18 protein-coding genes are annotated in these 16,151 nt (G+C 58.8%); 9 read left to right on the plus strand and 9 right to left on the minus strand.

Features of this window, described 5'->3' with window-relative positions; genetic code table 11:
- Positions 1-141: 141 nt before the first annotated feature.
- Positions 142-615, minus strand: a complete 474-nt coding sequence (locus V6S97_RS09430; protein WP_003507455.1) for a group III truncated hemoglobin — start codon at positions 613-615, stop codon at positions 142-144.
- Between the two features lie 139 nt (positions 616-754).
- Here V6S97_RS09430 and mbfA point away from each other — a divergent pair, with 139 nt between their 5' ends.
- Complete coding sequence (gene mbfA, locus V6S97_RS09435; RefSeq protein WP_003507456.1) at positions 755-1,738, plus strand: iron exporter MbfA; 984 nt, start codon at positions 755-757, stop codon at positions 1,736-1,738.
- 54 nt (positions 1,739-1,792) lie between these two features.
- On the opposite strand, the gene V6S97_RS09440 is transcribed toward mbfA, so the two are convergent.
- Both V6S97_RS09440 and V6S97_RS09445 read right to left on the minus strand, forming a co-directional pair.
- Complete coding sequence (locus V6S97_RS09440; RefSeq protein ID WP_003507458.1) at positions 1,793-2,407, minus strand: transglutaminase-like cysteine peptidase; 615 nt, start codon at positions 2,405-2,407, stop codon at positions 1,793-1,795.
- Positions 2,408-2,525: 118 nt separating this feature from the next.
- Positions 2,526-3,314, minus strand: coding sequence for an alpha/beta hydrolase (locus tag V6S97_RS09445; protein ID WP_003507461.1), 789 nt, complete (start codon positions 3,312-3,314; stop codon positions 2,526-2,528).
- A 187-nt stretch (positions 3,315-3,501) separates the two neighbouring features.
- Here V6S97_RS09445 and infC point away from each other — a divergent pair, with 187 nt between their 5' ends.
- The 6 genes from infC (at position 3,502) to pheT (ending at position 9,454) form a co-directional block, all read left to right on the plus strand.
- A complete protein-coding gene (gene infC / locus V6S97_RS09450) occupies positions 3,502-4,038 on the plus strand; it encodes a translation initiation factor IF-3 (RefSeq protein WP_077767695.1) in 537 nt (178 codons plus the stop codon).
- Between the two features lie 190 nt (positions 4,039-4,228).
- The gene (gene rpmI / locus V6S97_RS09455; protein ID WP_003493355.1) at positions 4,229-4,432 is read left to right on the plus strand and encodes a 50S ribosomal protein L35; all 204 of its coding nucleotides are present in this window, start codon (positions 4,229-4,231) and stop codon (positions 4,430-4,432) included.
- A gap of 40 nt (positions 4,433-4,472) precedes the next feature.
- A complete protein-coding gene (rplT, locus tag V6S97_RS09460; protein ID WP_003507464.1) occupies positions 4,473-4,877 on the plus strand; it encodes a 50S ribosomal protein L20 in 405 nt (134 codons plus the stop codon).
- Positions 4,878-5,052: 175 nt separating this feature from the next.
- Entirely contained in the window at positions 5,053-5,931 is an 879-nt protein-coding gene (locus V6S97_RS09465) for a phosphotransferase (RefSeq protein ID WP_080864329.1), read from the plus strand.
- Complete coding sequence (gene pheS / locus V6S97_RS09470; RefSeq protein ID WP_003507467.1) at positions 5,924-7,006, plus strand: phenylalanine--tRNA ligase subunit alpha; 1,083 nt, start codon at positions 5,924-5,926, stop codon at positions 7,004-7,006. Before V6S97_RS09465 ends, pheS begins: the two co-directional genes overlap by 8 nt.
- 24 nt (positions 7,007-7,030) lie before the next feature.
- Positions 7,031-9,454: a phenylalanine--tRNA ligase subunit beta gene (gene pheT, locus V6S97_RS09475; RefSeq protein WP_334426656.1), complete on the plus strand. Its 2,424-nt coding sequence runs from the start codon at positions 7,031-7,033 to the stop codon at positions 9,452-9,454.
- Positions 9,455-9,506: 52 nt separating this feature from the next.
- On the opposite strand, the gene V6S97_RS09480 is transcribed toward pheT, so the two are convergent.
- Positions 9,507-10,505: an aldo/keto reductase gene (locus V6S97_RS09480; RefSeq protein WP_334426657.1), complete on the minus strand. Its 999-nt coding sequence runs from the start codon at positions 10,503-10,505 to the stop codon at positions 9,507-9,509.
- 175 nt (positions 10,506-10,680) lie between these two features.
- On the opposite strand from V6S97_RS09480, the gene V6S97_RS09485 reads away from it, so the two are divergent.
- Positions 10,681-11,589 (plus strand): LysR family transcriptional regulator, encoded by a 909-nt coding sequence (locus V6S97_RS09485; protein WP_060722793.1) that lies wholly within the window; start codon positions 10,681-10,683, stop codon positions 11,587-11,589.
- On the opposite strand, the gene V6S97_RS09490 is transcribed toward V6S97_RS09485, so the two are convergent.
- The 4 genes from V6S97_RS09490 to V6S97_RS09505 form a co-directional block, all read right to left on the minus strand.
- Positions 11,571-12,014: a GNAT family N-acetyltransferase gene (locus V6S97_RS09490; protein ID WP_035213105.1), complete on the minus strand. Its 444-nt coding sequence runs from the start codon at positions 12,012-12,014 to the stop codon at positions 11,571-11,573. The genes V6S97_RS09485 and V6S97_RS09490 overlap by 19 nt on opposite strands.
- Position 12,015: 1 nt before the next feature.
- Entirely contained in the window at positions 12,016-12,966 is a 951-nt protein-coding gene (locus V6S97_RS09495) for an aldo/keto reductase (protein WP_080865745.1), read from the minus strand.
- A 109-nt stretch (positions 12,967-13,075) separates the two neighbouring features.
- Positions 13,076-14,059, minus strand: a complete 984-nt coding sequence (locus tag V6S97_RS09500; protein ID WP_112292967.1) for a GlxA family transcriptional regulator — start codon at positions 14,057-14,059, stop codon at positions 13,076-13,078.
- On the minus strand, positions 14,059-14,619 hold the full coding sequence (locus tag V6S97_RS09505; RefSeq protein WP_112295677.1) for a cysteine hydrolase family protein: 561 nt from the start codon (positions 14,617-14,619) through the stop codon (positions 14,059-14,061). Before V6S97_RS09505 ends, V6S97_RS09500 begins: the two co-directional genes overlap by 1 nt.
- A gap of 179 nt (positions 14,620-14,798) precedes the next feature.
- On the opposite strand from V6S97_RS09505, the gene V6S97_RS09510 reads away from it, so the two are divergent.
- Positions 14,799-15,782, plus strand: coding sequence for a Gfo/Idh/MocA family protein (locus tag V6S97_RS09510; RefSeq protein ID WP_112295676.1), 984 nt, complete (start codon positions 14,799-14,801; stop codon positions 15,780-15,782).
- Here the strand turns inward: V6S97_RS09510 and V6S97_RS09515 are convergent.
- The gene (locus V6S97_RS09515; protein ID WP_003507479.1) at positions 15,779-16,150 is read right to left on the minus strand and encodes a hypothetical protein; all 372 of its coding nucleotides are present in this window, start codon (positions 16,148-16,150) and stop codon (positions 15,779-15,781) included. The genes V6S97_RS09510 and V6S97_RS09515 overlap by 4 nt on opposite strands.
- Position 16,151: the final 1 nt, after the last annotated feature.

The following is a 16,151-nucleotide window of genomic DNA, read 5'->3' on the forward strand; positions in this document are numbered from 1 at the left end:
ACCGCACGGTACGCCTCCCGTCGGCTACTAAACATTTATCCCTGCGGCCATCAAGAGGGAATGTTTGAAACTTGCGTGATCTTACGCACGGCTTGGCAATTGTTGCTTGTACCGGTCTTTCGCTGTTCGGCGCGGCTGCGGCTAAGGCATGCTGCGCTTTAAGGCCGGGTCATCCATTGCGGGATTGTAAAACAGCGAAAGCGTCAGGCTTCTGGCGATGCGTTGCGCCGTTTCCATGAACCAGTCATGTGCCTCTTTGCTCGGCGCAATATCATCAAGCGTGGCGGAAAACAGCGTGAGCCACTGCGGAAAAAGCTCCGCCGACATGCCTTTTACCCCGAGATGGGCCTGCACGGGCTTGCCGCCATAACCGCCATTCTTGAAGGCGACGGCCGTCCAGAACTGTTTCATCCTGGCCATATGCTCCGGCCAGCGCCCGGCGAGTCGCGCATCAAAAACCGGGCCAAGCGTGGAGTGTTCAAGAACGCGGCCGTAGAATGTTTCCACCAGCAGGTCGATGAAACCGGCATCCACGCCGATTTCCGCCATGGCCTTTTCCGCCCTGTCCTGAATTTCCGCGCTGTGGGCGGCTCTCGCCGCAACGTCTTCCTGCATGGTGCTTCCTTTTCCGCGAATTTACCCCGCTGCGAGGCGGCCTGCAATGCGACCCTTTGCCTTATTAGAATTATTCTAAGATGACTTGATCTCGGCGCAGGGCGGATGTATTTAGAATTATTCTAAAAAGGTTTCAGCCATGTTTCGCAGTCTTTTTTCCCTGTCCAAACGCCCCTTTTCCTCTCTCGGCGAACAGGAAATCCTCGCACTCGCCATTTCGTCCGAAGAAGACGATTCCCGCATCTATCGTTCCTATGCCGATCACCTGCGCGCGCAATATCCGCAATCGGCCAAAGTCTTCGACGATATGGCGGAGGTCGAGCAGCAGCATCGAAATGTCCTGATCGACATGCATCGTCGCCGTTTCGGAGAGACGATCCCGCTGATCCGTCGCGAACACGTGCGTGGTTTTTACGAGCGCACTCCGGACTGGCTCGTGAAGAACCTGTCGCTCGAGAAAATCCGTGCCCAGGCCGAATTGATGGAAGCACAGGCGATCCGTTTTTACGATGAGGCCGTCAAGCGCACCAGCGATGCCTCTACGCGCAAGTTGCTCGGCGATCTGGCCGAGGCGGAGCGGGGTCACGAAGAGATCGCGCAAATGCTGGAAGAAAAACATCTCGATGAAGATGGCAAGACCGAAGAGGCGGAAACCGCAAAGCGGCAGTTTCTTCTGACCTATGTGCAGCCGGGTCTTGCGGGATTGATGGATGGCTCCGTCTCGACGCTCGCGCCGATCTTTGCGGCCGCCTTCGCCACGCAGGATACCTGGCAGACTTTCCTGATCGGCCTTTCAGCCTCCGTCGGCGCTGGTATCTCCATGGGCTTCACCGAGGCGGCCCATGATGACGGCAAGCTTTCGGGTCGCGGTTCTCCGGTGAAGCGGGGTCTGGCATCGGGCATCATGACGGCCATCGGCGGTCTCGGACATGCCTTGCCCTATCTCATCCCGCATTTCTGGACAGCAACGGCGATTGCGGCCGTCGTCGTTTTCGTGGAACTCTGGGCCATCGCCTTCATTCAAAACCGCTTCATGGAAACGCCGTTCCTGCGCGCGGTGTTTCAGGTGGTCCTCGGCGGCTCATTGGTGCTGGCGGCCGGCATTATCATCGGCAACGGATGAAAAAGAAAGAGCCCGCGATGGCGGGCTCTCAATCTGTCAAACGTGGGCCAAGCGTCAGCGCAATGCGCCAACCAGAACGTCGCGACCATCTTCGATGGAGACCCAACGGCCCGTATTGAAGGACGCCTGCCGCTTCAGATAGGTATAGTTAGTATCGGTCCAGAGCTTCACATCGTCGGTGAGGTTGTCGAGAATATAGTCGCCATCAGTGGTGCGAAGCGTCAGCACCGCATGGCCTTCACCATCCGGTTTACGCACGACGGTGATCAGCAGATCGGCAACGGAAAAACCGCGCTCGACCAGTTTCTTGCGCTTCAGCAGCACAAAATCTTCGCAGTCACCGGCGGTCGTCGGATATTCCCAGACTTCGTCCTTGCCGTAGATTTCCTGGTCGGTCATCGCCACGATCGTGGTGTTGACGGACGTATTGACCTCGCGAATGACATCCCAGCCATAATCTGTGACGCGCGGGGGCGGTGTCGCCTTGCTGCGAATATTGCATTCGTCGGCGTATTTCTGACAGAACTCGTAATGTCCGATCGGCTGGGACGTGATCCCGCCCGTCACCATGGAAGGGCTTCCTTTGATTTCCGCCATGGCGGAGGCAGCAGTCATTAGCCCGGCAGCAACTGCAAACAGCAGAGCACGCGCCAGCGGTGCGTTCATCATGAAACCCGTCCCTTAATTCTTAACGAAAAGTTAAGAGGGATAGGGGGTTTGAGTCAATCTCTAGCAATCGGCGATGCGCAAGACTCGTTGAATATGGTTAAGAGCGTTGCGCAAATGCCTATATTGCAAGGGCTTTGACCGCCGCGAGCATCCGCTCGATATCCTGTGGCCGGGAAAGCCGGTGGTCTCCGTCACGGATCAGCGTCAGCACCACATCGTCGGCGGGAAGATGTTCGATGAGCTTCAGCGCATGCTGATAGGGAACATCGGGGTCGCGCATGCCCTGCAGAACATGAACCGGACAGCCGGTCGTGATGATGCCGGTGAGCACCCGGTTCTGCTTTCCGTCTTCCATCAGCGCGCGGGTGAAGATGTTGGGCTCGGGGCTATACTCCGAATGTTCCTCGAAGTAACCCCGTTCTGCGAGAGAGGTCCTTTCCGCATCCGACAGGCTGGGCTCTATCAGTTCCTGCGTGAAATCCGGCGCAGGCGCAATGAGAACCAGACCGGCGACGGAGGGCGCTCCACCCGCCTTGCGCAGCTCCTCGACCATACGCAACGCAATCCACCCGCCCATCGACGAGCCGACGAGAACGACACGCGACGGCGCCTTTGCACGCACCACCGCAAGTGCCTCTTCGAGCCATCTCGAGATCGTGCCTTTGTTGAAATCACCGCCGGAAGCCCCGTGCCCGGAATAATCGAGCCGCAGGCAGGCAAGGCCGTTTTCCGCTGCAAAACGATCGAGCTCAACCGCCTTGGTTCCCGTCATGTCGGAGCGATAGCCGCCGAGCCAGACGAGCGTTGGTGCGTTCGGCTGGGATGTTGGGGAGCGATGGAGGAAAGCGATGTTGCGGGCGTCGTCACCCGCTCCTATATGCAGGAATTCAGCAGCTTGTTCGGTCATGTATATGCAATTCTCCTGATTTTCGTGCAATATCGGCGGCGTATTTGCAAAAACCGTGGCAACAGGTGATCTTTTCGGGCAGATATGCTATTGACTTCGCCACGGCAATAACGACATTTCCGCCGCTTGTACCAAACAAGCTGTTTTTTGCTGACGTGATCCAGAAACAGATCAGGAGAATACGACCATTCGCAGACCTTTCAAAGCCGATGCCCCCGTCAAGGAGGGCCCGCGCTCCAACCGGGAAATTCGGGTTCCCAGAGTTCAGCTTATTGATGAAGAGGGCCAGAACCTCGGTAGCATGCCGACGGATCAGGCTTTGAAAATGGCGGAAGAGGCCGGTCTCGATCTCGTCGAGATTTCGCCGAACGCTGAACCGCCGGTATGCAAGATCCTCGATCTCGGCAAGCTTAAGTACTCGACCCAGAAAAAGGCCGCTGAAGCGCGCAAGAAACAGAAGATCGTCGAAGTTAAAGAAATCAAGATGCGCCCGAACATCGACACGCATGACTATGACGTGAAGATGAAGGCGATGGGCCGTTTCTTTGATGATGGCGACAAGGTGAAGGTAACGCTGAAGTTCCGCGGCCGCGAAATGGCCCACCAGGAACTCGGCATGAAGCTTCTCCTCCAGGTGAAGGAAGACACCCAGGCGATTGCCAAGGTTGAAGCCGAGCCGAAGCTGGAAGGCCGTCAGATGATGATGGTTCTCGCACCGAAATAATCTTTTTACGCGTTCACATCACTGGCGCGTATCCCACCGCAAGGGGAAATTCTCATTCCCCGTTGCGCTTTTAGCCGACTGCGGTTATAAGCGCGCGTCCGAACGGTCCGGCAGGGCATGCCGTGGCCGTTCCTGAATAGCTTGAAATAGGCCTCGTCTGCCTGTTTCGATACAAAAACGGAGTAGCAAAATGCCCAAGATGAAGACGAAGTCCGCTGCAAAGAAGCGGTTCAAGATCACCGCCACCGGCAAGGTTGTTGCAGCCGCCGCCGGTAAGCGCCACGGCATGATCAAGCGTACCAACAAGTTCATTCGCGACGCGCGTGGAACCATGGTTCTCGCCGAAGCTGACGGCAAGAAAGTCGTCAAGAACTACCTGCCGAACGGTCTCTGAGACTTTTCCGCACTTTTGGACACTTTAAGGAGATCATGACATGGCACGCGTAAAACGTGGCGTAACTTCCCGCGCCAAGCACACCAAGACACTCAAGGCAGCCAAGGGCTTCTACGGCCGCCGCAAGAACACCATCCGCGCAGCAAAGGCTGCCGTGGATCGTTCCAAGCAGTACGCTTACCGCGACCGCAAGGTCAACAAGCGCAACTTCCGCGCTCTGTGGATCCAGCGTATCAACGCTGCTGTTCGCGAATTCGGCCTGACCTATGGCCGCTTCATCGACGGCCTGAACAAGGCTGGCATCGAAGTCGACCGCAAGGTTCTGTCCGACATGGCTATCCATGAGCCGGCAGCATTCGGCGCGCTCGTCGAAGCAGCGAAGAAGGCGCTTGAGTACCTCAAGGATGCTGGTACGACCAACGAGTTTGAAACCGCTGTAAAGTAATTACGGCGCGGACAATCTGTTGTTCATTTGAAACCCGCGCCGGTCCTCCGGCGCGGGTTTTCGTTTTTTGGAATTCACGGCAGTTTCGGCAGAAGTGCGTAACGCTTTTACGCCGAGGTTGCCAAAAGGGTGGGGCATCCGGCTTTTGGCCGGCAGGCTCCATTGGGGGCAGAAAATGCTGGTTGCCGCAAGCGACGCGGAAAAGGCGAAGGGTTTCCACGTCCATCTGGAAGATAGCGATATCGCAGCCTTGATGCGGGCTTTGCTTAAAAGCGAGCGCCGTGTGCAGAAACTCGAACTTTCTTCGACGACCGTCTGGATCAAGCGCCAGGGCACGGAAACGCCGTCTTGGTGGATAAAGCTGCAGACCTTTCTCGCAAAGCTGCTCCCCTACACTTTTATGCGCCCGTCGCCTCCGCTCGATGGCGCCGGCCTGATGCGCCGTGAACTCGAAACGCTGCAGGCTTTCAAGGCCCGTGGTTTTCCTGTTCCGCCCATCATCTATTCTTCGCTGACGGCCGTTGTCCTGGGGGATGTCGGTCCCACCATCATGGAACGCATGGACGCGATAAAGACCGCGATGCCGGTGGAGCATGACGCCCTGCTGGTAAAATCCGCCGAGGCGCTCGGCGAACTGCATGCAGCAGGTCTTTGCCATGGACGTCCGCATGTGCGTGACTTCTTTCTCACAGAAGGCCGTGTCGGTTTCATGGATTTCGAGGAACGCCCGCAGGACGTCATGCCGCTTGAGACGGCGCAGGCCCGCGATATCTGGCTGCTGTTTCTGCAGGTCGCGACCCGCGCCTGCGATGCGCCGAAAACCTGTGATGCCGCCTTTGCCCGCTGGCGCGAAAACGCCCCGCCCAGGGCGCTGGAAGAATTGTGCCGTCTGACCGGCATTCTGGGGCGTTTTTTACCGGTTGCCCGGTTGATCGGGCGCGTGCGGATGGGTAGTGATCTGCGACGCTTTATCATGGCGACCGACTATTTGATGAATGCTGTGAACCCCGAAGCCGCTGTTAAAAATACCGGCAAGGCAGGAAAAGATGACTGAACTTGATACCTTGAAATCGCAATTGATGTCGGAGATCGCCACTGCTGCCGATGAGCCGGCCATCGAGGCCGTGCGTGTTTCCGCACTTGGCAAGAAAGGCTCGGTTTCGGAGCTTCTGAAGACGCTTGGCAGCATGACGCCGGAAGAGCGCCAGACCCGGGGCGCTGCCATCAACCAGCTCAAGACCGAAATCACCGACCTCATCGGCGAGCGTAAGAACGCGCTGAAGGACGCCGCCATTACCGCCCGGCTGAAAGCGGAAACGGTGGATGTCAGCCTGCCGGTTCGTCAGTCTCCGGCCGAGCGCGGTCGCATTCATCCCATAAGCCAGATCGTCGATGAAATTACTGCCATCTTCGCGGATATGGGGTTCTCGATCGCCGAAGGTCCTGACATCGAGACCGACTATTACAACTTCACGGCGCTGAATTTCCCCGAAGGCCATCCGGCCCGCGAAATGCACGACACCTTCTTCTTCCAGCCGGATGAAAACGGCGAGCGCAAGGTGCTGCGCACCCACACCTCGCCGGTGCAGATCCGCACCATGGAAAGTCAGAAGCCGCCGATCCGCATCGTCATTCCGGGCAAGACCTATCGTCAGGATTCCGATGCCACCCATTCGCCGATGTTCCATCAGGTCGAGGGCCTTGTCATCGACAAGAAGGCGCATGTCGGCAATCTGCGCTGGATTCTGGAAGAATTCTGCAAGACCTTCTTCGAGGTCGACAGTGTCGTCATGCGCTTTCGCCCGTCGTTCTTCCCCTTCACGGAGCCGAGCTTCGAGGTGGATATCCAGTGCGACCGTTCCGGCCCCATCGTCAAGTTCGGCGAAGGCAAGGACTGGATGGAAATCCTCGGCTGCGGCATGGTGCACCCGAACGTGCTGCGCGCCGGTGGGCTGGACCCGGATGAATATCAGGGCTTTGCCTGGGGCATGGGCCTCGACCGCATCGCCATGCTGAAATACGGCATGCCTGATCTGCGCGATTTCTTCAACGCCGATGTCCGCTGGATGAACCACTACGGCTTCCGCCCGCTCGACATGCCGACGCTGTTCGGCGGTTTGAGCGTTTAATCCGGTTAGCCAAGGAGCAAAGACATGAAATTCACTCTTTCCTGGCTGAAAGAGCATCTCGAAACGGATGCGACGCTGGACGAGATTTGCGAGCGGCTGACGGCGATTGGCCTCGAGGTCGAGGACGTCGATGACAAGGCGGCCTACAAGCCTTTCGTCATCGCCAAGGTCGTTTCCGCTGAAAAACATCCCGAGGCCGACCGCCTCAAGGTGCTGATGGTGGATGCTGGTGACGGCAAGCCGGTGCAGATCGTCTGCGGCGCGCCGAATGCACGCGCCGGCCTCGTTGGTGCGCTCGCTCGTCCCGGCATGTATGTTCCGGGCATCGATGTGACGTTGGCCGTCGGCAAGATTCGCGGCGTCGAAAGCCACGGCATGATGTGCTCCGAAAAGGAGCTCAACATTTCCGACGATCACGACGGCATCATCGATCTGCCTGAAGATGCGCCTGTCGGCACTTCCTTCGCATCCTATGCTGGCCTCGATGATCCGATCATCGAGATCAACCTCACGCCCAACCGTCCGGACTGCACTTCGATCTACGGCATCGCCCGCGATCTCGCCGCCTCCGGTCTGGGTAAGCTGAAGACGAAGCCTGCGCCGTCCTTCAAGGTTGAAGGCGCAACCCCCGTCGATGTGAAGCTGGAACTGGATGATGCGGCGCTTTGCCCCGGCTTTTCGCTGCGCACCGTGCGCGGCGTGAAGAATGGCCCCAGCCCGAAATGGATGCAGCAGCGCCTGATGGCGATCGGCCTGCGTCCTATCAATGCTCTCGTTGATATCACCAACTACATGACCTTCGATCAGGGCCGGCCGATGCACGTCTTCGACGCCGCCAAGGTCAAGGGCGATCTCACGGTTCGCCGTGCGAAAGAGGGTGAGACGATCCTCGCGCTCGACCAGCGCGAATACAAGCTCGGCACGAACAATGTCGTCATTGCCGACGAAAAGGGCCTCGAGTCGATCGGCGGCATTATGGGCGGTGAGCATTCCGGCTGCGACGAAAACACCGTCGATGTGCTGATCGAATCCGCTCTCTGGGATCCGATCAATATTGCCAAGACCGGCCGTTCGCTCGGCATCATCACCGATGCGCGTTATCGTTTCGAGCGAGGCGTCGATCCGGAATATATGGTCCCGGGTCTGGAACGCACCACCGAACTGGTTCTGGAACTGTGCGGCGGCGTTGCCGGCGAAGTCAAGGTTGTCGGTTACAAGGGCCATCAGGCCAAGGTCGTGGATTTTCCGCTGGCGGAAGTGAAGCGCCTGACGGGTCTTGAAGTCTCGGTGGAAGAGAGCCTCACCATTCTCAAAGGCCTCGGTTTTGGTGTCGAGGGAACGGGCGAACGCGTATCCGTCACCGTGCCGTCCTGGCGCCCGGATGTTGATGGCAAGGCCGATCTGGTCGAAGAAGTCATGCGCATCCATGGCGTCGACAATATCAAGCCGGAACCGCTGGAAAGCTTCGGCGCGGTCAACGGCCGCATCCTGACGACGCTGCAGACCCGCACCCGCACTGCGCGCCGTGCCTTGGCAAGCCGTGGCATGCTGGAAGCCGTCACCTGGTCCTTCATTCCGGAAGCGCAGGCGAAGCTTTTCGGCGGCGGTTCCCCCGCCCTGAAACTGGCCAACCCCATCGCGGCCGATATGTCGGACATGCGTCCTTCGCTACTGCCGGGCCTTCTGACCGCAGCACAGCGCAATGCCGACAAGGGCTATGGTGACGTCGCGATCTTCGAGGTCTCCGGCACCTATGAGGGTGATACGCCGGAAACCCAGCGTCGCGTGGCTGGCGGTGTTCGCCGTGGCACGGCCTCGCTCGCAGGCAGCGGCCGCATGTGGTCCAATGCTGTGAAGGGCGGCGGCAAGCCCGTGGATGTCTACGACGCCAAGGCCGATGCGCTGGCGGTGCTCGAAGCCTGCGGCCTGCCCATGGCCAATGTGCAGATCGAGGCCGGCGGCCCCGGCTGGTATCATCCCGGCCGCTCCGGCACCATCAAGATGGGTCCGAAGGTCGTGCTCGGTTATTTCGGCGAATTCCACCCGAAGACACTGTCCGAGTTGGATGTTTCTGGCGCCTATTGCGGTTTTGAGGTCTATCTCGACGCCATGCAGGAGCCGAAGAAGAAGGCGACCCGCACCAAGCCTGCGCTCGAGCTTTCGCCGTTCCAGGCGGTCAAGCGTGACTTCGCCTTCGTGGTCGATAAGTCTGTCGAGGCGGGAGCTATCATCAAGGCCGCAACGAGTGCTGACCGCAAGCTGATCACCGGCGTTAACGTCTTCGATATTTTCGAAGGCGCTTCGCTCGGTGAAGACCGCAAGTCGGTGGCCATCGAAGTCCAGATCCAGCCGGTCGACAAGACGCTGACCGATGAGGATTTCGAAGCGCTGACGGCCAAGATCGTCGGCAATGTCGAAAAATCGACGGGCGGCGTTCTGCGCGCCTGAAAGCAGCTGATGGAATGACAAAAGCCGCGGCGGTTGCCGCGGCTTTTTGTTTTTAGCGATTGGCCAATCGCGTCATTCGTTCCGGATAACGTTCCCCCGCAACCTTTGTCGGAGAGAGCAATGCGCCGAGGCTGGCAACTTCGTCGGCCGTCAGCGCGACATCCGCTGCAGCCACGTTTTTCTCCAGATTGGCAATTTTCGTGGTGCCGGGGATCGGCACGATGAAATCGCCCTGCGCCATGACCCAGGCGAGCGCTAGTTGCCCGGCGGTAACGCCTTTTTCTGCCGCCATGTCTTCCAGCAGCTGGATGAGGGCCAGATTGGCATCGAAGTTTTCGCTTTGGAAGCGCGGCAGGCTGCGGCGGAAATCGTCGGAGGCAAGCCCATCGAGCGACTTCAGCGCACCTGTCAAAGCGCCGCGTCCGAGCGGGCTGAAGGGTACGAAACCGATGCCCAGTTCACGGCAGGTTTCCAGCACGCCATTTTCTTCGGGATCGCGGGTCCACAGCGAATATTCGCTCTGAATGGCTGCAATCGGGTGAACGGCGTGCGCCTTGCGAAGGGTCGCCGCACTCGCCTCCGAAAGGCCGAGCGCCTTCACCTTGCCTTCCCGCACCAGATCGGCCATTGCGCCGACCGTCTCTTCAATTGCCACGTCCGGATCGACGCGGTGTTGGTAATAGAGGTCGATGACATCGACACCCAGCCTTTTCAGTGAGGCTTCGGCGACGGCACGAACATTTGCCGGCGAACCGTCAACACCCTGGATCATTTCCGCCGAAGGTTTGCTGCCGTCGATGCGGAAGCCGAATTTGGTGGCGATGACCACCTGATCGCGATAGGGCTTCAAAGCCTTGCCAAGGAGGGTTTCGTTTTTGAACGGCCCATAAACTTCCGCTGTATCGAACAATGTGACGCCAAGCTCGACGGCGCGATGCAACGTCGCGATAGAACCGCTTTCATCCGAAGGTCCATAAGCATGGCTCATGCCCATGCAGCCAAGCCCGAGTGCGGAAACGGCGAGGTCTTTTCCGAGGATTCTGTGTTTCATCTGCCTGTCCTTTGTCAGAGCACGCCTTGAAAGCTATCCCGCGGTTTGCGGCGGAGCATGTGTGTCCAAGACGGTTTAATATACCCTTGGGAGTGGGTACGGGCAAAACATACTGCCCATCGGTGGTAAAAATAACCGCTGCAAATCCGCTTGGGTTGTTCTATCATTTAGAACAATGAACCGTGTGCAACTCTCCCAGCTGGCCGTTCTCGCCGCCGTTGCCGAAGGCCGCAGCTTCCGCAAGGCCGCGGCCGAATTGGCCATCGCGCCTTCTGCCGTCAGCCATGCGGTCTCTTCGCTGGAGGAAAGCCTTGGCCTGCGGCTGCTTCACCGCACCACCCGCAGCGTTTCTCCGACGGAGGAGGGTAAACTGCTGCTCGAAACGTTGGGACCGGCTCTTGCCGATATCGATACGGTCATCCAGACGCTTGCCGAGCACGGTGGAAGGCCGGCGGGTCCTCTGCGCATCACCCTGCCTCGGCTTGCGGCCGAGGATCTTATCGTGCCGCGGCTGGGTGAGTTCTTGCGGCTCTATCCCGACATATCACTTGAAATCTCAACGGATGATCGCTTCGAAGATATCGTCGCGAAAGGCTTCGATGCCGGTCTGCGGCTCGGAGAGCACCTCGATGCGGATATGATTGCGGTGAAAGCGAGTGGTGCATGGCGCGGCGCGATTGTTGGCGCGCCCTCCTATTTCGCAGAAAACCCGCCGCCATACGATCCGAGGGATCTCATCCGTCACCGCTGCATCCGCCGGCGTTTCGCGAGCGGCCTTATCTATCGCTGGGAACTGGAGAAGAATGGCAAGCCGCTGGTGGTGGATGTACAGGGACCGCTGATCCTGTCGGACCAGAGCCTCATTCGCCGGGCGGCAATAGATGGGGCAGGCCTTGCCTTCGTTTTCGAACAGCGCGTCGAGGACGATATCAGGGAGGGCAGGCTCATCCGCGTGCTGGAGGATTGGTGCGCGCCCTTTGACGGTTTTTATATCTATTATCCCTCGCGCCGGCAGATGCGCCCGGCGCTGAGGGCTTTCGTAGATTTCTTCCGCTTCAGGGGTGATCAGAACTTGATGCGATAGCGGATATGGCCATCGCTTTTCACGTAGCTGTTATAGAGATTCTGGGCCCGGTGATTATGCTCGTCCGTGTTCCAGTAAAGCCGTGACCAGCCTTTTTCGGCGCAGATGGCGATGAGATCATCCATCAGCGCCCGACCTGTTCCCTTGCCGCGGATCGCGCCGTCGACGAACAGGTCTTCCAGATAGCAATCGGGTGTTTTGACCCAGGTGGAATCATGGAAGTGATGGATGGCGAAACCGGCCATCTTGTCGCCGAGCAAAGCCACACGCATGGAAACACGCGACGCTGGGTCGAGAATACGCGCCCAAGTATGGTCGGTCACGTCGTCGGCAAGGTGGACATCGTAGAAGGCGAGATAATCGTTCCACAGGCGCAGCCATTCCGCCCGGTCACTCGGCTGTGCGTCACGAATTGTAAGGTCCATGTCACGCACCCGCTTTATCGAGAAGAACCATCATCTCGTCTGTCAGCTTCAGATCGACGGCGCGTTTGAAGCTCTCGAGCTGCGACAGGCTGGTGGCGCTGGCAATTGGAGCCGTCACGGCACTCTTCCGCAGCAGCCAGGCCAGTGCGATATCGGCGAGCTTGGCACCGGTTTCCACGGCAACCGCATCCATGGCCCCCAGAATGGCAAGGCCGCGTGTGTTGACGTAGTCGCCTACCCGGTAGCTGCGGGCAACGCCTTCGGTGTCGGCCTTGGCGCGATATTTGCCGGTGAGGAAACCGGCCGCAAGGCTGTAATAGTTGATCACCCCGATCTCTTGCCTGACGCAGAGATCGGCAAGCGGACCTTCAAAATCCGCACGGTTGTAGAGATTATATTCCGGCTGCAGCACGTCGTAGCGCGGCAGATTGTTCTTTGCAGCCGTGTCCAGCGCGTCCTGAAGCTGGCTTGCGGAATAATTTGAGCAGCCGATGGCGCGGATTTTCCCCTGTTCCTTCAGCTTTGCGAAGGCGGCGAGCGTTTCCTCCAGCGGCACATCCGCATCCGGCTTGTGGGCGAGGTAGAGGTCGATATAGTCGGTCTGCAGCCGCTTCAGGGAAGCCTCGACGGCTTCCGCGATCCACCTGGCGCTGAGACCGGTCTTCTGGCCGCGATTGTCAAAACCGACCTTGGTGACGATCACCGCATCCTCACGCCTGACACTGGACTGCTGCAGCCATTTGCCGATGATGGCCTCGGACTCTCCGCCCACATGGCCATCCACCCAGGCGGAATAGACATCCGCCGTGTCGATGGCATTGAACCCGGCATCGAAAAAGGCGTCGAGCAGGGCAAAGGAAGTCTTCTCATCCGCTGTCCAGCCGAACACGTTGCCGCCGAAGACGATCGGGGCGATGGAGAGGCCGGTGCGGCCGAGACTTCGTTTTTCCACGGAAAATGCTCCTGTTGCTGTCTTTATGGCAAGGTAGCAACTGCCTGCCGGCATAACCATTCAATTCCTTTGATGGCATTCATCAGGCAGCGGCAGGGTCTGCGAAAAATCAGGCCTGAAAACCGCGATAATGGCTGGGCGGATGGCGATTGTGCTGTTGCCAGACACGCCGCAAATGCCGGGCGGAGGCAAAACCCGCCCTTTCCGCGATGGCTTCCATATCCAGGCGGCTGTTTGCGAGAATGTCGCGGGCGAGATTGACCCGCATCAGGTTGACGTAGTCGATGACGCTGATGCCGGTATGCTCGCGAAACAGGCGCGACAGATGCCTTTCGCTGAGCGCGGCAATATCGGCCAGCCGCTCCAGCGACCAGTCCTGCGCCGGCTCGGCCATCACCCGGTCCTGAACCCGGTGAATGGCGGGGTGGATGTGGTTGCGGCCGGTGAGCCAAGGGGAGATTTGCGGATCGCTGCCGCTGCGTCTTAGATAAACGACCATTGTTTTGGCAATGCGGGCCGCAACGGCCGGGGATGTCAGCCGGGAAACCACATGCAGCATCAGGTCGATGCCGGTGGAAATACCGGCACTTGAGAAGCGGTTGCCATCCTCAACGAAAAGGCGGTTTTCGGCCACCTGCGACAGCGGCGCGATGCGGCGCAGCCCTTCAACGCAATCGGCATGAGTCGTGCAGTTTCGCCCGTCGAAAAGTCCCGCTTCTCCCGCCAGCAGCGCGCCGGAGCAGATGGAAATGACTGTCGTATCGGCACGCACCGCGCGGCGCAGCCATGCCGCCAGCGCCTGCCGCTCTCGCTGTGTCTGCGGATCATTGTCGAAGCGTGACGTGCTGCCCGAGATCAGCAGGAAAGCATTTTCCGGCAAGGTCGCGGGCAAGCTCTCCAGCCCGGAAAGTCCAAGGCCGATGGAAGATTGTTGTTCGCCACTCGCAGCAATGTATCGGCAGTCGAAATGGATGTCCCGCTGTTCCGCGTTGGCATAACGGATCACTTCGAGCGGACCGGCAATGTCCAGCAAAAGCGCATGTGGCGGCACAAGCGTATAAAAGGAAATGATGCGCGTGCCGCCTCTATCCATCAGGCGGCCTCTTTGACGGTGGCCAATGCGTCATTGACGCTTACGATGCGCGCGAAGCGGCCAGCCAGCACCAGTTCGGTCCGTTTGCGGATGTCGTCCGGGCTGAAGGCGGTGCCGGAAGCATGTGTCATCGGGAAAGTCAGGGTCGCTTCGGTGACGTAATCGACGCTGTAACCAAGATCAGAAGCGTGCCGCGTGGTGGTTTCGCAACATTGCTCGGTGCGGATACCAGAGACGATCAGCCGGTTGATGCCCTTCTGTGTCAGCCAGATTTCGAGGCCGGTGCCGGCAAAAGCCGAATGGCGGTTCTTGTGAAAGGTGACATCAGGCGTGATCCGCACGCCATCCAGCGCCCGGATATAGCCACTGTCCTTTGAGAAGGCCTTGTCGCCATCGACATGGAAGATTTGAACGACTGGAATGCCCGCGGCTTTGGCGCCATCGATCAGCGCCTGCTGTTTCTCCAGATAGGCAGCCAAACCGCTTTCCTCGAAATAGGGGGCATGCCGAAAGGATTCCTGAACGTCGATGACCAGCAGTGCTGTATGGGAAGAGGACATTTCATGTATCTCCATTGGGTTCATGCATAGCATAATTACCTCTATAAAGCACGGAGAAAAGCAGATATCCCGACAAAGACAGGACAAATTCAGCCATCTTTGATCTATCGCGCACCTGCGGCTTGCCATGACGTGTGACGATGGTAAGTTTCCGTTGAATGGCAGAGCAGGAGAACGGAATGCTGCGCTTCGGAATAATCTCAACGGCGAAAATCGCGCAGGATCACGTCATTCCGGCGATACAGGATGCGCAGAACTGCGTGGTCAGCGCCATAGCCAGCCGGGATCTCGCCAGGGCGCGCGCGGTGGCGGATCGTTTTTCCGTGCCCCACGCCTTCGGTTCCTATGAGGAAATGCTGGCTTCCGATGCCATCGACGCGGTTTACATTCCGCTTCCGACATCGCAGCACGTGGAGTGGACCATCAAGGCCGCCGATGCCGGCAAACACGTTCTGTGCGAAAAGCCGATTGCACTGAAGGCAGAGGAGATCGACACCCTCATCGCCGCGCGCGACCGCAACCGCGTTGTCATCTCGGAGGCCTTCATGGTCACCTATGCGCCGGTCTGGGCCAAGGTGAAGGAGTTGCTGGCCTCGGGCGCGATCGGAACACTGAAGCAAGTGCAGGGCGCTTTCAGCTATTTCAACCGCGATCCCGGCAATATGCGCAATATTCCCGAACTGGGTGGCGGGGCCTTGCCCGATATCGGCGTCTACCCCACCATCGTGACCCGCTTCGTCACCGGTGTGGAGCCGAGGCGCGTGCAGGCCACCGTCGAGCGCGACACGGAATTTGGCACCGATATCTATTCCAGCGTCAGGGCCGATTTCGGCGGTTTCGAACTGAGTTTTTATCTGGCCACACAGCTTGCCGCCCGCCAGCTGATGGTTTTCCATGGCACTGACGGTTACATCGAGGTCAAATCTCCCTTCAACGCCAATCGCTGGGGTGCGGAAGAGATCGAGCTGACCAATCAGGCCCATAACCAGTCGCAAATCTTCCGGTTTCAGGATAGCCGCCAATATAAGCTGGAGGCGGAGGCCTTTGCCCGTGCTGCGAAGGGTGAGGGCGAAGTCGTTACGCTGGAAAACTCGAGGAAGAACCAGCTTTTCATCGACGCCATTTACCGGGCGGCGGAAAAGGACGGGTGGGAAACGGTTTAATCCGGCTCTTGCCGTTGCCTTTGAAGCCGCCAATAGCCGTAAAGCGCCAGCAACAGTGCTGCGAGTGCTGAAAAGGCAAGCGGGACGAGCGGCTGCACCAGCGGGTTGCGCCATTGCAGCAGGGCAAACAGCCCGACGCTGACGATACGCGAGGTAAGCGTGACGGCATTTGTCAGAAAGCTGTTCAGTGCGGCTGATGCCTCACCATTCGAACGGTTCATCCGCCAGCTTGTTGCAAGCCCCGCTGCCGCGCCCGGCAAACGGGCGGCAAGCGGATCGACGCCGAGATAGAAAATAAGCACACAGGTAACGGTGAGGTCAGTGGCCAGTCCGCAAATCTCGGTCAGCGCAAAGTGCGGAAGCCTCAAG

This window comes from Agrobacterium sp. CCNWLW155, from assembly GCF_036888815.1.
Lineage (GTDB): Bacteria > Pseudomonadota > Alphaproteobacteria > Rhizobiales > Rhizobiaceae > Agrobacterium > Agrobacterium radiobacter.

Excerpts from the sequence above, each read along its gene's own strand:
- V6S97_RS09430 (WP_003507455.1), bottom strand. The coding sequence starts at position 615 with ATGCAGGAAGACGTTGCGGCGAGAGCCGCCCACAGCGCGGAAATTCAG.
- mbfA (WP_003507456.1), top strand. The coding sequence starts at position 755 with ATGTTTCGCAGTCTTTTTTCCCTGTCCAAACGCCCCTTTTCCTCTCTC.
- V6S97_RS09440 (WP_003507458.1), bottom strand. The coding sequence starts at position 2,407 with ATGATGAACGCACCGCTGGCGCGTGCTCTGCTGTTTGCAGTTGCTGCC.
- V6S97_RS09445 (WP_003507461.1), bottom strand. The coding sequence starts at position 3,314 with ATGACCGAACAAGCTGCTGAATTCCTGCATATAGGAGCGGGTGACGAC.
- rpmI (WP_003493355.1), top strand. The coding sequence starts at position 4,229 with ATGCCCAAGATGAAGACGAAGTCCGCTGCAAAGAAGCGGTTCAAGATC.
- rplT (WP_003507464.1), top strand. The coding sequence starts at position 4,473 with ATGGCACGCGTAAAACGTGGCGTAACTTCCCGCGCCAAGCACACCAAG.
- V6S97_RS09465 (WP_080864329.1), top strand. The coding sequence starts at position 5,053 with ATGCTGGTTGCCGCAAGCGACGCGGAAAAGGCGAAGGGTTTCCACGTC.
- pheS (WP_003507467.1), top strand. The coding sequence starts at position 5,924 with ATGACTGAACTTGATACCTTGAAATCGCAATTGATGTCGGAGATCGCC.
- pheT (WP_334426656.1), top strand. The coding sequence starts at position 7,031 with ATGAAATTCACTCTTTCCTGGCTGAAAGAGCATCTCGAAACGGATGCG.
- V6S97_RS09480 (WP_334426657.1), bottom strand. The coding sequence starts at position 10,505 with ATGAAACACAGAATCCTCGGAAAAGACCTCGCCGTTTCCGCACTCGGG.
- V6S97_RS09485 (WP_060722793.1), top strand. The coding sequence starts at position 10,681 with ATGAACCGTGTGCAACTCTCCCAGCTGGCCGTTCTCGCCGCCGTTGCC.
- V6S97_RS09490 (WP_035213105.1), bottom strand. The coding sequence starts at position 12,014 with ATGGACCTTACAATTCGTGACGCACAGCCGAGTGACCGGGCGGAATGG.
- V6S97_RS09500 (WP_112292967.1), bottom strand. The coding sequence starts at position 14,059 with ATGGATAGAGGCGGCACGCGCATCATTTCCTTTTATACGCTTGTGCCG.
- V6S97_RS09505 (WP_112295677.1), bottom strand. The coding sequence starts at position 14,619 with ATGTCCTCTTCCCATACAGCACTGCTGGTCATCGACGTTCAGGAATCC.
- V6S97_RS09510 (WP_112295676.1), top strand. The coding sequence starts at position 14,799 with ATGCTGCGCTTCGGAATAATCTCAACGGCGAAAATCGCGCAGGATCAC.